The sequence below is a fragment of the Leifsonia araucanica genome, from assembly GCF_051161895.1.
GTDB lineage: Bacteria > Actinomycetota > Actinomycetes > Actinomycetales > Microbacteriaceae > Leifsonia.
Window position 1 is genome coordinate 1,540,134 of the sequence record NZ_JBMBTW010000002.1, and the last position, 14,323, is coordinate 1,554,456.

The following is a 14,323-nucleotide window of genomic DNA, read 5'->3' on the forward strand; positions in this document are numbered from 1 at the left end:
TAGCACAAAGTAGTTTGCGAAGGCAATGGATATTGCAACATTCCGCCCGCGACATGGGAGGATAGAAGGCTCATGTCTCCCACGATCACCTTCCCTCCCGAGCTGCCGGTCAGTCAGAAACGGGATGAGATCGCCCGCGCCATCCGCGACAACCAGGTGGTCATCGTGGCCGGCGAGACCGGGTCGGGCAAGACCACGCAGCTGCCGAAGATCTGCCTGGAGCTCGGGCGCACGAATATCGGCCACACGCAGCCGCGCCGCCTCGCCGCCCGCACCATCGCGGAGCGCATCGCCGAGGAGCTCGGCGAGGACGTCGGCGCGACCGTCGGATACCAGGTGCGGTTCACCGACCGCGTCTCCTCCGACACCCGCATCAAGCTGATGACGGACGGCATCCTGCTCAACGAGATCCACCGCGACAGGATGATCCGCAAGTACGACACGATCATCATCGACGAGGCGCACGAGCGCAGCCTCAACATCGACTTCCTGCTCGGCTATCTGAAGCAGCTGCTTCCGAAGCGTCCCGACCTCAAGGTCATCATCACGTCGGCGACCATCGATCCGGAGAGCTTCGCCGCGCACTTCGCCTCTGCGGACGGCACCCCGGCCCCGATCGTCGAGGTCTCCGGACGCACATATCCCGTGGAGGTCCGCTACCGGCCGCTCGTCGCCGACGCACTCACCGACGACGACGACGAGGACGTGGATCCCGTCCCCTCCGCCGACCGCGACTATCTGCAGGGCATCAACGACGCCCTCGACGAGCTCGCCCGCGAGGCGCCGGGCGACGTGCTGGTGTTCCTCTCCGGCGAGAACGAGATCCGGGATGCGGCGGACGCCGTGCGAGGACGCAACCTGCCGGGCACCGAGGTCCTCCCGCTCTACGGCCGCCTGTCGTCCGCCGAGCAGCACCGGGTGTTCCAGCCGTCCAGCATGCCGGGCATCCGGCGCAGGGTCGTGCTCGCCACCAACGTCGCGGAGACCAGCCTCACCGTGCCGGGCATCAAGTACGTGGTGGACGCCGGCACGGCCCGCATCAGCCGGTACAGCGTCCGCGCCAAGGTGCAGCGCCTCCCGATCGAGGCCATCTCGCAGGCGAGCGCCAACCAGCGCTCCGGGCGTTCCGGCCGCACCAGCGACGGCATCGCCATCCGGCTGTACTCGCAGGAAGACTTCGAGAAGCGCCCCGAGTTCACCGAGCCGGAGGTGCTGCGCACCAACCTGGCCGCCGTCATCCTGCAGATGATCTCGCTGGGCCTCGGCGACATCGCCGCCTTCCCGTTCCTCACCCCGCCGGACTCGCGGGGCATCAAGGACGGTCTCGATCTGCTGGCGGAACTCGGCGCCGTGGTGAAGACGAAGGACGGCGAGAACGCGCTGACCAAGGTCGGCCGCAACTTGGCGCAGCTGCCCATCGATCCTCGCTTCGCCCGGATGGTCGTGGAGTCCAAGCGGCACAACACCTCCCGCGAGGTGATGGCCATCGTCGCAGGGCTCACCATCCAGGATCCGCGCGAACGCCCGGTGGAGCGCCGGGGCACCGCCGACGAGCAGCATGCCCGCTTCGCCGACCCGACCAGCGACTTCCTCACCCTGCTCAACCTCTGGAACTACCTGGAGGAGAAGCAGAAAGAACTGTCGTCGAGCGCGTTCCGCCGGATGTGCAAGGCCGAGTTCCTCAACTTCCTGCGGGTGCGCGAGTGGCAGGACGTGTACCGGCAACTGCGTCAGCTGGCCAAACCGCTCGGCCTCACGATGGGTCAGCCGTCCGTCAACCCGGATGGCATCCACAAGTCGCTGCTCGCCGGTCTGCTCTCGCACATCGGGCTCAAAGACCTCACGGCGTCAGGCAACAAGGGCGGCGCGCGCGGCGCCCGATCGGCCGAGTATCTCGGCGCCCGCCAGACCCGGTTCGTGATCTTCCCCGGCTCGACACTCGCCAAGAAGCAGCCGAACGCCCTAATGAGCGCGGAACTCGTGGAGACGAGCCGCCTGTTCGCCCGGATGAACGCCGCCATCGACCCCGCCTGGGCCGAGCCGATCGCGGGCGACCTCTGCAAGCGCAGCTACAGCGAGCCGCACTGGGAGAAGAACCAGGGCGCTGTCGTCGCCTACGAGCGGGTCACCCTGTACGGTGTGCCGATCATCCCGCGCCGCCGGGTGCAGTATGCGCGCATCGACCAGGAGCTGTCCCGCGAGCTGTTCATCCGGCACGCCCTGGTGGAGGGCGAGTGGGACTCGAAGCAGGCGTTCGACCGCGCCAACACGAAGCTGCGGGCCGAGCTGCGCGAGCTGGAGGAGCGCACCCGGCGCCGCGACATCCTCAACGACGACGAGGCCGTGTTCGAGTTCTACGACGCACGCATCCCGGCCGATGTCGTCTCGACGCGCTCGTTCGAGGGCTGGTGGAGGAAGGCCAGGAACGACACCCCCGACCTGCTGACGATGACGCAGGATGCGCTGCTGGATGCGGACTCCGCCCCGGTCGACGACGACGCGTTCCCTCCGGTGTGGCGCCAGGGCGACCAGCAGCTGACCCTCCGCTACCGCTTCGAACCGGGAGCGGAGGACGACGGCGTGACCGTGCAGGTGCCGCTGCCCCTGCTCGCCGGCCTCCTGCCGGACGGCTTCGACTGGCAGGTGCCCGGCCTCCGCCACGACCTGGTCACGGCCATGATCAAGGCGCTGCCGAAGGCGATCCGCCGTCAGGTGGTCCCCGCCGCCGACTGGGCGACCCGGCTGCTCGGCGAGCTGAGCGGCACGGCAGGGATGCACGCCCACGACGGCGAGAAACCCGCCGCCTCCCTCGCGGACACCCTCGCGGCCACGATCAGCAGGATGACCGGGTCCCGGGTGAGCGGCTCCGACTTCGAGCGGGAGCGCATCCCGGCCCACCTGTCCCCCACGTTCCAGGTGGTGGGCGAACGCGGCCGCCCGATCGCCTCCGGCAAAGACCTGGCGGTGTTGCAGGACAGGCTGCGCTCCCGCGCCAGGGACTCGGTGGCCCGCGTCGCCGAGGCGCGCACCCCGAACGCGATCGAGCGCTCCGGCCTCACCACCTGGGACATCGACGAGCTCCCTCGCTTCCTCGACAGCACCCAGGAGGGTCCAGGCGGCTCGAAGAACGTGATCAGGGCGTACCCGGCGCTCGTCGACGACGGCGACAGCGTGAGCATCCGGCTGATGGGCACCCCGGCCGACCAGGCCAAAGCGATGCCCGGCGGCGTGCGGCGCCTGCTGCTGGCGAGCATCCCGTCGCCGGTGGCGTACGTGCAGCAGCACCTCACCTCGAACGAGAAGCTGACCCTGGCGGCGAGTCCATACCCGAACACGAAGGCGCTCTTCGACGACTGCCTGCTGGCCGTGATCGACAGCGTGCTGTACCGGATGAAGCCGGACGGCCAGGTGTTCATGCGCGCCGAGTTCGAGGCGGTCCGCGACCGCGTCTCCGCCATCGTCATGGACTCGATGTTCACGACGGTGGCGCTGGTCACCCGCATCCTGACCGCCGCCCGCGCAGCGGAGAAGGCGATCGGCGGTGCGACGAGCCTCGTCTTCCTGTCCGCCCTCAACGACGCGAAGGCGCAGCTCGCCGGACTCGTCTACCCGGGGTTCGTCTCCGCGACCGGCCTCGACCAGCTGCAGCACCTGCCCCGCTACCTGAACGGCATCAGCCAGCGCATCGCCGCCCTGCCGGTGAACCCGGGCCGCGACCGCGCCTGGCAGACGCAGGTGGAGACCGCCGTCGCCCTCTACACCGAGGCGGGCGGCCGCATCCCGCTGGCGCCGGACGCCCCCGCCAACGTCGTCCACGCCCGCTGGATGCTCGAAGAGTTCCGCGTCTCCCTCTTCGCCCAGTCGCTCGGCACCGCCGAGTCCGTCTCCCTCCAGCGCATCCGCAAGGTCCTCGGCTCTTAAAGAGATCGAGTCCGAACTTATTCACGCGCCGCGCCGGGCGCAGGCGTGAACAAGTTCGGACTCGATTGCTGGGGACGGGTCAGAGCACCTTGGAGAGGAACGCCTGGGTGCGCTGGTGCTGCGGGTTGGCGAGTACTTCGCGCGGGTCGCCGGACTCGACGACCACGCCGCCGTCCATGAAGACCAGCTCGTCGGCCACCTCGCGGGCGAAGCCCATCTCGTGGGTGACCACGATCATGGTCATACCGGATGCGGCGAGCCCCTTCATCACGTCGAGGACCTCACCGACCAGCTCGGGGTCGAGCGCCGAGGTGGGCTCGTCGAACAGCATCAGCTTCGGGTCCATCGCCAGCGCCCGCGCGATGGCGACGCGCTGCTGCTGACCGCCGGACAGGTGCGCCGGATAGTGGTCGCCCTTCGAGCCGAGGCCCACCCTGGTCAGCAGTTCCTGCGCCCGGGCGACGGCCTGCGCCTTCGGCACGCCCTTCACCCGGATCGGCGCCTCGATCACGTTCTCGAGCGCCGTCATGTGCGGGAACAGGTTGAACCGCTGGAACACCATCCCGATCTCGCGACGCTGCCTGGCGGCCTCCTTCGGCTTCAGCTCATAGAGCTTGTCGCCGTGCTGGCGGTAGCCGACCAGCTGGCCGTCGACGGACAGGCGGCCCGCATCCACGCGTTCGAGGTGGTTGATGCAGCGCAGGAAGGTCGACTTGCCCGAGCCGCTCGGCCCGACGATACAGAGCACCTCTCCCGGGTTCACCGAGAGCGAGATGCTCTTCAGCACCTCGTTGGAGCCGAAGCTCTTCGAGACGCCGTCGGCGAGGACCATCGGGGTCCCCGGCTTCGATGTCACAGCCTGGTCGCTCATCCTTTACCTCCCAGGTCGTTGCCGTCCGGAACACCGGCGACGGGCACGGCGCCGGTCAGCGCTGCTCCGTCTCCTCTGTCCGGCCTGCGGGCGTTCACCCCGCGCGAGAAGCGGCGCTCCAGGAAGTACTGCCCGACCATCAGGATGGAGGTGAAGAGCAGGTACCAGCACGAGGCGACGATCAGCAGCGGGACCGGTGTATACGTGACGGCCGAGATGTCGCGGGCGACACCGTACAGGTCGGTGGTCAGCGGGATCGCCGCCACCAGCGATGTGGTCTTCAGCATCGAGATCACTTCGTTGCCGGTCGGCGGGATGATCACGCGCATGGCCTGCGGGATGACGATGCGGGTCATCGTGCGGCCCCAGCCCATCCCGAGCGCCGTCGCGGCCTCCTCCTGACCGGAGTCGACCGACAGGAGTCCCGCGCGCACGATCTCGGCCATGTACGCGGCCTCGTTGAGCGCGAGTCCGATGACAGCGATGATGAACGCGTTCTGCATGAAGCCGAGGTCGAACGTCACGCCCCAGTCCGTCCACGGAACGCCGAGGAACAGCTTCGGGTAGATCAGCGAGAACAGGCCCCAGAACACCAGCTGCACGTACACGGGGGTGCCGCGGAAGATCCAGAGATACAGCCACGCGATGGACTTCACCACCGGGTTCGGCGAGAGGCGCATCACCGCGAGGATGAGGCCGAGGACCACGCCGATGATCATCGAGTAGATCGTCAGCTGCAGGGTGACGAGCGCGGCAGCACTGATGCGCTTGTCGAAGATGTACTTGCCGACGTACTGCCAGCCGTACGCGTCGCGCTGGGAGGCGTCGATCACGAACCAGACGACCAGCAGGATCAGCACGACGGCGAAAACGATCCGCCACGGGTGCTTGAGCTTGATCGCCTTGATCGGTTCGGAGGGCGGTGCGCCGGCCGGCGACGGGGTTGCCCCCGTCGCCGGCCGGTCCTGGTTGCCCAGGGTCATCTCACTCAGCCCTTCGAGGCGGCGTTGATCTCGGCGGTGGTGACGGCGCCGTCGGCGACGCCCCACTTGTCGAGGATCTTGCCGTACGCACCGTCGTCGATCAGGGCCTGGACCGTCTTCTGCAGCACCGGCGTCAGCTTGGAGTCCTTCTTGACCGGCAGACCGTACGGGGCGACCTCGAACGCCTTGCCTGCTGCCTGCAGCTTGCCGCTCGACTTGGAGATGGCGTACAGGGTCACCGGCGAGTCGGCGCTGAGCGCGTCGGCCTGGCCGAGGACGACGGCGTTGGTGGCCGCATCTTGGGTGTCGAACCGGAGGCCCTGGATGGCGGGCTTGCCGGCGTCGGTGCACGCCTTGGACTTGGCGGGGACCTCGTCGGTGTCCTCGTAGGTGGTGGCCTGGACGGCGACCTTGAGGCCGCAGGCGTTGTCCGGGTCGACCGTCTTGCCCTTGGCCGATGCCCACATGATGCCGGCGGTGTAGTAGTTGACGAAGTCGACCTGCTTCTCGCGCTCGGTCGTGTCGGTGAACGAGGACATGCCGAAGTCGTCCTTGCCACCGGTGATGCTCGGGATGATGTTGTCGAACTTCGCGATGGCGAAGTCGACCTTCAGGCCGAGCTTGGCCGCGATGGCGTTGGTCAGCTCCACCTCCCAGCCGGCGGGCTGGCCGCTGTCGTCCTTGTACTCGTTCGGCGGGTAGGTGTTGTCCATGCCGACGGTGAGCTTTCCGGCCTTCTTGATGTCGGCGGGCAGCTGTCCGGCGAGGGTGTCGTCCTTCTTCACGCCCGACGCGCTCGACGGTGAGCTGCTGTCGGCGGGCGTGGAGTTGTCGACACAGCCGCTGAGCGCGAGCGCTCCAACGGCGGCGATGGCGGCCACGGTGGCCACGGATCGGATGCGCATGATGTTGTTCGTCCTTCTTCCTGTGCAGGGATGCAGGTGCGGGTGATGGGAGCATACCTCAGCCGCGGGGCGGTTCATTCACACTAATTCACGCGTGCAACGCAGTTTTTCGCGGAGATTTCGTACAGGTTTCCGGATTTATTGCACTGATTCCGCAGTCAGGCGCACTTAAACACGACGAACTGTGACGACGCGGTGGATGGGATGCGCGGCACGGGTTATCGTCGATCAGTGACCGAACAGACTGCCGACTTCGCCGCATCAGCCGTCGTGCTGGTGACCTCCCCCGACGACGCCATCGCCGCGCCGCTCGTCGCCGAGCTGTCGCGCGAGTACGACGAGCGTTACGGGCTGAACGACGGCATCCCGTCATCGGTGGAGCTGTCCCGCTACCCGGCCGAACGGTTCAGCGCCGAGCAGGGCGGCACGTTCCTGCTGCTGCTGGTGGACGGCGAGCCCGTCGCGGGCGGCGCGTTCATGCGCGAGGACGACGACACGGTCGAGGTGAAGCGCGTGTGGACGCACTCCTCGTACCGCCGCAGGGGCCTCGCGCGCCGCGTGATGGCCGAGCTCGAGGCCGAGGCGGCGCGGCGCGGGATCGCGAACATCGTGCTCACCACCGGGGCCAGGCAGCCGGAGGCCGTCGGCCTGTACCTCTCCCTCGGCTACCAGCCGCTGTTCGACCTCGACGACGACTGGGAGCGCGTCTCCTACCTGGGGTTCCGCAAGACGCTCTGAGCCCGCTCGGCGAGTTCGGCCGCCGTCAGCTCCTCGGCCACCAGGGCCGAGAGCCGCGCGTGCAGCGGCCCCGTGCCCGCTCCGGCCGCCGTCGCCCGGCTGACGCCGAGCAGGTCCGTGGCGTGCAGAGCCTCGACCGCGAGCACCTCGGCGGTGAGCCCCAGCGACCGCTGCGCCAGTTGCAGCGCCACGGGCGCGAGTGTCGCGTGATCCTCCACGCCGGAGAGCGTCGTGATGCCGAGCGTCACGGGCGCGGCGAGCTGGCGCAGTTCGGCCACTGCTGCCGCCGCCGAGTAGAGCAGCAGGCCAGGGATGCGCGTCTCCCCCGCCGAGCGCGCGGCGGCGAGCGCCACCGAGTGCGCAGCGGTGCGCCGCTCCGACGCGCTGGCGACGTGCGCGAGCACCAGCCGCAGGTTCTCGAATGCGAGCGCCAGCGGGAGCGCCTGGAAGTTGCCGCCGGACACCATCCGGCCGCTCTCCACATCCACCAGCGGGTTCTCGCTGCGGGCCGCGAGTTCGATGTCCAGTTCGGTGCGCAGCCGGTCGACGGCCTCGCGCAGGGCTCCGTGCAGCTGCGGCGCCGTGCGGAACGCGAGCGGGTCCTGTACGCTCACCGCGCGATCGGGTCGTTCGAGGTCTCCCCCGGCCACCGCATCCCGGATGCGCGCCGCGGACGCCCGCTGCCCGTCTCCGCCGCGGGCGTCCGCGATGGTCGCGGTGTACGGGCTGAGGTTGCCGGCCGCCGACGACGCTCCCACTGCTTCGAGCGAGAGGGCGACGGCGAGGTCTGCGGTTTCCGCCAGCGCGGCGGCGTCCGCGGCGGCGAGGGAGCCGACGCCGATGCTGTACGCGTTCGCACTCAGCACGGCGAGTCCTTCGTGCGGCGCGAGGGCGAGCGGCGCCAGGCCGGCGGCGGCGAGTGCGTCCGCGGCGGGAAGCAGCGCACCGTCCTCCCCCAGCACGAGCCCGTCGCCCGTGACGACGGCGGCCACCTCGGCGAGCACCGTGAGGTCTGCCGCCCCCACCGACCCGCGCCGCGGGACGACCGGATGCACGCCGGCGTTGAGCAGGGCGGCGTACGCCTCCGCCAGCTCCGGCCGCACCCCGGCGCCTCCGCGGCTGAACCCGGCGAGCCGCGCCGCGATCACCGCGCGCACCTCCCGCCCGTCCAACGGTTCGCCTGTGCCGCCGCGGTGGTTGGCGATGGTGCGGCGCTGGAACGCGGCGAACTCCGCGGGGTCGACCACCGCATCCCGGCCGGCGCCGAGCCTGCGGTTCAGGCCGTAGACGGGCTCCCCCGCCTGGATCGCCCGCTCGACGACCGCTCGGGACGCCGCCAGCGCATCCCGTGTCTCGGCGGACAGGTGCACCGGGGCTCCGTCGGCGATGGCGACGATGTCGCCCGTCGTCGGCGCTCCCGTCGTGAGCGTGACCATCAGAAGTCGAGCAGGTTCTGCCGCAGGCCGCTGCCGCTGAACTCCGTGCGGATCAGCCCGCGGCGGCGCAGGGCGGGCACGAGGGCGTCGAGCGTGCGGTGAACGTTCGCCGGATGCACCTGCCCGGTGAAGAGGAAGCCGTCGCCGCCGACCGCAGCCCCGAGCTCGCCGAGGTGGTCGGCGATCTCGTCGGCGGTCCCGACGATGGCGAGGCCGTCCTTCCTGGCCCGCACCTGCAGGATCTCCCGCAGCGTCGACCCCGCCGGGGCGGACTTCACGAAGTTGTCGAGGGTGCCCTGGTTGCTGTTCGTGCTCAACTCCGGCAGCGGTGCGTCGAGGTCGAACGCTTTGAAGTCGACCCCGCTCAGATAGGAGATGGACTGCAACGCCTCGTCGATCGCGGCCTGCGTCAGCTCGGCCCTGGCCGCGCGGACGCTCGCCGTCTCCTCCGCGTTGGCGGTGACGATCGGGTTGACCACGAACAGCACCTTGATGCTGTCCGGGTCGCGGCCGGTGGATGCTGCCACCTCCCGGATGCTGTCGCGGTACTCGCGCATCCTCTCCGGGGTGGAGGCGAGCGCGAGCACCACGTCCGAGTTCTTGCCCGCGAAGTCGCGGCCGCGCCCGGAAGCGCCCGCCTGCACCATCACCGGCTCGTCGGCGGCCGGCGCGGTGTTCAGCGGCCCGCGCACCCGGAAGAACCGGCCGTCGTGGTCGATGGTGTGCACCTTGCGGAAGTCGGCGAAGACACCGCGCTCGGTGTCCTCGACGATGGCGTCCGGCTCCCAGCTGCGCCAGAGCTTGCGGACCACATCCACCCACTCGTCCGCCCTGTCGTAGCGGAGGTCGTGGTCGACCTGCTTGTCGAGGCCGTAGTTCTGCGCGGCCAGGTCGGAGCCGCTCGTGACCACGTTGAACCCCAGCCGTCCCCCGGCGAAGTGCTGCAGCGTGGACAGCAGGCGCGCGGCGGTGAACGGCTCGTAGAAGCTGGCGCTGAGGGTCGGCACGATGCCGAGGTCGCGCGTGGCGCCCAGCAGGTAGGGAACGAGCGGCAGCGGGTCGTGCTTGGGCACGAAGCGCGCGGCGGACAGGTTGACCTCCGCGGTGCCCCCGTAGGTGTCCGGGACGGCGACGCCGTCCTCGATGATGAACAGGTCGAACCCGCTCGCCTCGAAGACGCGGGCGGCGTCCTGGTAGACCTGCGGCTGCTTCCAGTCGTAGCCGATGCCGTAGCTGGGGTCGCCCCAGCCCTGCACCCCGAACCCGGCGCCGAGGAACCAACCGAAGTGGAGAAGAGTCATGAGTCCGTTTCTATCCGTCTACGATCCGTCGCCGTCGAGTCCGGAGGCGGAGAGCCAGTCGGGGTCGAACGCCTTGGTCAGGTAGTTGATGCCGCCGTCCGGCGCGATGGCCACGACGGTCGAGCCCGGTCGCGCATCCCGTGCCGTGCGCAACGCCACCGCGACGGCGAGACCGGACGACGGCCCGAGCAGCAGCGCCTCCTCAGCGGCGAGCCTGCGCACGGTCGCGTAGACCTCGCGGTCGTCGACGGTGTGCACCTCGTCGAGCACGTCGGAGTCGAAGGTGTGCGGCCACCACTCGCGCGGCCACGCCGAACCGACGCCGTCGACCAGGATGCGGCCGGGGGCCCCGCCCGCGTATGTCGAGCCGACGGGGTTGGCGCCGATCACGCGCACCGCTCCGTCGCTCACGTCCTTAAGGTAGCGGCCCGTGCCGCTGACCGTGCCGCCGGTGCCGATGGCCGCGACGAAATGCGTCACGGACCCCGCCGTCTGACGCCAGACCTCCGGGCCGGTGCCCTGGTAGTGCGCGGCCGGGTTGGCGGCGTTCGCGAACTGCGCCGGGCGCCACGAGTCCGGCGTCTCCGCCGCGATCCGGTCGGCGACGGCGCGCGGGTTGGCCGGATCGTCCGGCCCGGCCTCCCAGTCGGCGACCACCAAGCGGGCGCCGTATGCAGCGAGCGCCTTGCGCTTCTCGTCCGAGATGTCGCCCGCGTGCACGATGACGACAGGATGCCCGGTCAGCCGGCCGATCAGGGCCAGGCCGATGCCGGTGTTGCCGCTCGTCGCCTCGATGATCGTGCCGCCGGGGGCGAGCGACCCGTCCGCCTCGGCTGTGCGGATCATGTTCAGGGCGATGCGGTCCTTCGACGACCCTCCCGGGTTGCGTCCCTCCAGCTTGACGAGCACGCGAGAGGAGAGGCCGCGCGTCAGCGAACGCAGCTCCACGACGGGGGTGTTGCCGATCAGCGCGGCAACGGAGTCGAGCACCTCGCCGGGCGCGGCGACGGCGCCTGCTGCCTCGGCGGGGCGGACATCGACGGTGGTCATGAAGAGACAGTAGGCGCGCATACCCGGCCGGCGTGCGGCTGTTGCCGACTGTTACGTCACACGCCGTAGCATCGCGGTCCGGCCGCGGGGCGCACTGCTGCCGACGCTAGGCGCCCGTCGCGACCGGCCGGTCGTCGTCGTTCGACCACGCGGAGAACGATCCGGGGTAGAGCGCGGCGACGAAACCCGCCTCCTCCAGAGCGAGGATCTCGTGCGCGGCCGTCACGCCGGAGCCGCAGTAGACCGCAACCGGCGCATCCCGGGTGACGCCGAGCGCCGCGAACCGGTCGGCGAGCGCGTCGGCGGTGAGCAGGGTGCCATCGCCCGCGAGATTGTCGGTGGTGGGCGCGCTCACCGCTCCGGGGATGTGCCCGGCGCGCGGGTCGACGGGCTCGACCTCGCCGCGGAACCGCTCGCCGGCCCTCGCGTCGAGCAGCACGCCGCTCTCCGGGAAGGCCGCTGCCGCATCCGCGTCGATCGTGGGCATGGCTCCCCACTCGACGGTCGCCGTTCCCGGCTCCGGGATGGTCGGCTCCGTCTCGATGGCGCCCCCGGCTGCGCGCCACGCGGCCAGGCCGCCGTCGAGCAGCCGCACGCTCTCGAACCCGGCGTGGCGGAGCAGCCACCACGCGCGCGCCGCCGACGTGCCGGAGGCGTCGTCGTAGACCACGACGTCGTCGCCGTCGTCGAGTCCCCAGCGGCGCACCGCGTCTCGGAAATCGTCGACAGCAGGCAGTGGATGCCGCCCGTCCGTCGGCAGACCGTGCCCGGCCAGCTCCGTGTCGAGGTCGACGTATACCGCTCCGGGAATGTGGCCGGCGGCGTACTCGTCGCGGCCGGGAGGGCCGCCCAGCTTCCACCGCACGTCGAGCACGCGAGGCGGGGCGGACGAGGTCAGGGCGGCGGACAGCGCGGCCGCGCCGATGAGAAGCGTCATAACAGCCATTCTCACGCATCAACTTCGGCGTAGAATTTTTCGCAGCAAGCGGAGGTACCAGCAGTGACGGAAACGCCTATTCACTCATTCGTCACGAACGATGTGGACGAGTCGATCGCGATCGGCTCGCGTCTCTTCAACGATCATCGCGTCCGGCCGGTCCACGCACACGCCGCCTTCTCGTACAGTCTCACCGCAGCCCGCGTCGGCACCATCGCGTTCGGGCGCCTCCGCTACGGCTGCGAAGTCTCCGTCGATGTCGCCGGCACCGAGGACTCCTACGCCGTGAGCGTCCCGAGCACCGGGACGATCCGCTTCCACGGCCGAGGGGCGGACGCCGAGTCCACACCGGAGCTCGCAACGATCGGCGGTCCCGTCGACAGGGTGTCCCTGAGCGGCTGGGCGGCCGATGACGAGTCCCTGGCGATGATCTGGTTCAACCGGCGCGCCCTCGAAGCCGACCTGGGGCGCCTGCTCGGCATCGACGCGCCCGCCCTCATCGCCTTCCCTCGGCTCCTCGACCTCCGCGACGGCCGAGGGGCGGAGTGGTACGCGTACGCCACGACCATGATCGACTCCGTCGGTCGCTCCGGCGCCCTCGCGGTCAACCCGCTGCTGGCCTCCCAGGTCTCCAGCATCCTGTCGACCGGGCTGCTCCTGGCCGCCGAGCACCAGTACCGCTCGGCGCTGGATGCGCCTCCCGCCCCGCAGGCGCCGGCCACCGTCCGACGCGCCATGCACTTCATCGAGGACAACGTACGGGAGCCGATCACTGTGCCGGACATCGCCGCGTCCGTCGGGTCGAGCGTGCGCGCCCTCAACCGCGGCTTCAAGGAGCACCTCGGCACCAGCCCGCTTGCCTATCTCACCCGGGTCAGGATGGAGGGAGCGCACCGCGAGCTCCTCAGCGGCGCCCCGGAGGACACGTCGGTGTCGCAGATCGCCACGTCCTGGGGCTTCTATCACTTCGGGCGCTTCGCGGCCCGCTACCGGGAACTGCACGGGATCTCCCCGTCGGAGGCGCTCCGCAGCAGCAATCCCCGTCGCTGAGTGCGCACGCGGAAACGCGGAACGGCGCCGGGGGATCACTCCCCCGGCGCCGTTCGCGCTGTTCGCGCCTGTCGCGCTGTCCTGCCGGACTCAGTGGCCGGTCGACGCCTTCGCGTTCGACTCGTACGACGTGTTGGTGGACTCGAAGAAGTTCACCAGTTCGAGCGTGTCGTTCGCCGTCGCCATCCACTTGGCCGGGTTGGCGACCTTGTACTCCGCCTCGAAGCCGAGCTCTTCGAGCCGGCGGTCGGCCAGGTACTTGACGTACTGGTTGATGTAGTTGGCGTTCAGGCCCAGGATGCCGCCGGGGAGGAGGTCGCGGTTGTATTCCTCTTCCATCTCCACCGCATCCAGGATCATCTGGCGGATCTCGTTGGCGAACTCCGGCGTCTGCAGGTCGGGGTTCTCCTCGAGCACCGTGAGGATGAGGTTGATGCCGAACTTGAGGTGCAGCGACTCGTCGCGCACCACCCAGTCGATCAGCGAACCGAAGTTGCGCAGCAGGTTCCTCTGGCGGAACGACAGCGCCACCATGAAGCCCGAGTAGAACCAGATGCCTTCGAGGATCACGTTGTACGCGACGAGGTTGCGGATGAAGTCCTGCTTGCCCTCCGTCGTCGTGATGTCGAGCGTCTGCTCCGTCATCCGCTTGATGAAGCTGACCTCAAACTCCTCCTTGCGGGCCATCGACGGGATGTCCACGTGAGAGTTGTACGCCTGCTCGCGGTCGATCGGGAACGTCTCGAGGACGTACTCGAACGACATGCAGTGGTTCGCTTCCTCCCACATCTGCTTGGCGAGGTAGAGGTGCGCCTCCGCCGCGTTGATGTACGGGTACACGCCGAACGCGAGGGCCTTGTTCACCAGGAGCTCGTTCGGGTTGAAGTAGCTCATCAGGAAGGTGACCGCGTGACGTTCCTCGTCGGTCATCTTCTTGAAGTCGGCGATGTCCTCACCGAGCTGGATCTCGTTGGGGAACCACGTGTTCGCGACCGCCTGGTCGTACAGGTCCATCGCCCACTTGTACTTCACCGGCTTGAGCAGCAGGCCCTCTTCGATTCCCGTTCCCAGAATCGGCATCGTGTCTCTTCTCTCTCTTTCGGGTCAGCTGGCTACTGGCAGGATTCGCAC

Annotated in this window: 11 protein-coding genes; 3 read left to right on the forward strand and 8 right to left on the reverse strand. The window is 69.4% G+C overall.

Annotated features, from left to right (window positions below; all coding sequences use genetic code 11):
- Positions 1-39: 39 nt before the first annotated feature.
- Positions 40-3,921, forward strand: a complete 3,882-nt coding sequence (gene hrpA, locus ACN6M5_RS07360) for an ATP-dependent RNA helicase HrpA (protein ID WP_434952347.1) — start codon at positions 40-42, stop codon at positions 3,919-3,921.
- Positions 3,922-4,000: 79 nt separating this feature from the next.
- Here the strand turns inward: hrpA and ACN6M5_RS07365 are convergent, their stop codons facing one another.
- The 3 genes from ACN6M5_RS07365 to ACN6M5_RS07375 are packed head-to-tail and all read right to left on the reverse strand — an operon-like array spanning position 4,001 to position 6,680.
- The gene (locus ACN6M5_RS07365; protein WP_281727765.1) at positions 4,001-4,792 is read right to left on the reverse strand and encodes an amino acid ABC transporter ATP-binding protein; all 792 of its coding nucleotides are present in this window, start codon (positions 4,790-4,792) and stop codon (positions 4,001-4,003) included.
- Positions 4,789-5,775: an amino acid ABC transporter permease gene (locus ACN6M5_RS07370; protein WP_168689825.1), complete on the reverse strand. Its 987-nt coding sequence runs from the start codon at positions 5,773-5,775 to the stop codon at positions 4,789-4,791. Before ACN6M5_RS07370 ends, ACN6M5_RS07365 begins: the two co-directional genes overlap by 4 nt.
- A gap of 5 nt (positions 5,776-5,780) precedes the next feature.
- Complete coding sequence (locus ACN6M5_RS07375; protein WP_434949074.1) at positions 5,781-6,680, reverse strand: ABC transporter substrate-binding protein; 900 nt, start codon at positions 6,678-6,680, stop codon at positions 5,781-5,783.
- A gap of 231 nt (positions 6,681-6,911) precedes the next feature.
- On the opposite strand from ACN6M5_RS07375, the gene ACN6M5_RS07380 reads away from it, so the two are divergent.
- The gene (locus tag ACN6M5_RS07380; RefSeq protein ID WP_434949076.1) at positions 6,912-7,418 is read left to right on the forward strand and encodes a GNAT family N-acetyltransferase; all 507 of its coding nucleotides are present in this window, start codon (positions 6,912-6,914) and stop codon (positions 7,416-7,418) included.
- Here ACN6M5_RS07380 and ACN6M5_RS07385 read toward each other — a convergent pair.
- From ACN6M5_RS07385 to ACN6M5_RS07400, 4 genes are all read right to left on the reverse strand, one after another.
- Positions 7,391-8,854 carry an aromatic amino acid ammonia-lyase gene (locus tag ACN6M5_RS07385; RefSeq protein WP_434949078.1) on the reverse strand — a complete coding sequence of 488 codons (1,464 nt, stop codon included), beginning with the start codon at positions 8,852-8,854 and terminating at the stop codon, positions 7,391-7,393. The two genes, ACN6M5_RS07380 and ACN6M5_RS07385, sit on opposite strands and share 28 nt — an antisense overlap.
- The gene (locus tag ACN6M5_RS07390) at positions 8,854-10,155 is read right to left on the reverse strand and encodes an NtaA/DmoA family FMN-dependent monooxygenase (protein ID WP_085369787.1); all 1,302 of its coding nucleotides are present in this window, start codon (positions 10,153-10,155) and stop codon (positions 8,854-8,856) included. The genes ACN6M5_RS07385 and ACN6M5_RS07390 overlap by 1 nt, the downstream gene beginning before the upstream one ends.
- Positions 10,156-10,173: 18 nt before the next feature.
- Positions 10,174-11,205, reverse strand: a complete 1,032-nt coding sequence (locus tag ACN6M5_RS07395) for a PLP-dependent cysteine synthase family protein (protein ID WP_434949080.1) — start codon at positions 11,203-11,205, stop codon at positions 10,174-10,176.
- Positions 11,206-11,311: 106 nt separating this feature from the next.
- The gene (locus ACN6M5_RS07400; RefSeq protein WP_434949082.1) at positions 11,312-12,142 is read right to left on the reverse strand and encodes a sulfurtransferase; all 831 of its coding nucleotides are present in this window, start codon (positions 12,140-12,142) and stop codon (positions 11,312-11,314) included.
- Between the two features lie 63 nt (positions 12,143-12,205).
- Between ACN6M5_RS07400 and ACN6M5_RS07405 the strand changes: the two genes are divergently transcribed.
- Positions 12,206-13,192, forward strand: a complete 987-nt coding sequence (locus ACN6M5_RS07405; protein ID WP_434949083.1) for an AraC family transcriptional regulator — start codon at positions 12,206-12,208, stop codon at positions 13,190-13,192.
- Between the two features lie 90 nt (positions 13,193-13,282).
- Here the strand turns inward: ACN6M5_RS07405 and ACN6M5_RS07410 are convergent, their stop codons facing one another.
- The gene (locus tag ACN6M5_RS07410) at positions 13,283-14,272 is read right to left on the reverse strand and encodes a ribonucleotide-diphosphate reductase subunit beta (protein ID WP_085369791.1); all 990 of its coding nucleotides are present in this window, start codon (positions 14,270-14,272) and stop codon (positions 13,283-13,285) included.
- Positions 14,273-14,323: the final 51 nt, after the last annotated feature.

Bases quoted from the DNA above. Each gene is read 5' to 3' on its own strand.
- ACN6M5_RS07365 (WP_281727765.1), bottom strand. From the start codon at position 4,792: ATGAGCGACCAGGCTGTGACATCGAAGCCGGGGACCCCGATGGTCCTC.
- ACN6M5_RS07370 (WP_168689825.1), bottom strand. From the start codon at position 5,775: ATGACCCTGGGCAACCAGGACCGGCCGGCGACGGGGGCAACCCCGTCG.
- ACN6M5_RS07375 (WP_434949074.1), bottom strand. From the start codon at position 6,680: ATGCGCATCCGATCCGTGGCCACCGTGGCCGCCATCGCCGCCGTTGGA.
- ACN6M5_RS07385 (WP_434949078.1), bottom strand. From the start codon at position 8,854: ATGGTCACGCTCACGACGGGAGCGCCGACGACGGGCGACATCGTCGCC.
- ACN6M5_RS07390 (WP_085369787.1), bottom strand. From the start codon at position 10,155: ATGACTCTTCTCCACTTCGGTTGGTTCCTCGGCGCCGGGTTCGGGGTG.
- ACN6M5_RS07395 (WP_434949080.1), bottom strand. From the start codon at position 11,205: ATGACCACCGTCGATGTCCGCCCCGCCGAGGCAGCAGGCGCCGTCGCC.
- ACN6M5_RS07400 (WP_434949082.1), bottom strand. From the start codon at position 12,142: ATGACGCTTCTCATCGGCGCGGCCGCGCTGTCCGCCGCCCTGACCTCG.
- ACN6M5_RS07410 (WP_085369791.1), bottom strand. From the start codon at position 14,272: ATGCCGATTCTGGGAACGGGAATCGAAGAGGGCCTGCTGCTCAAGCCG.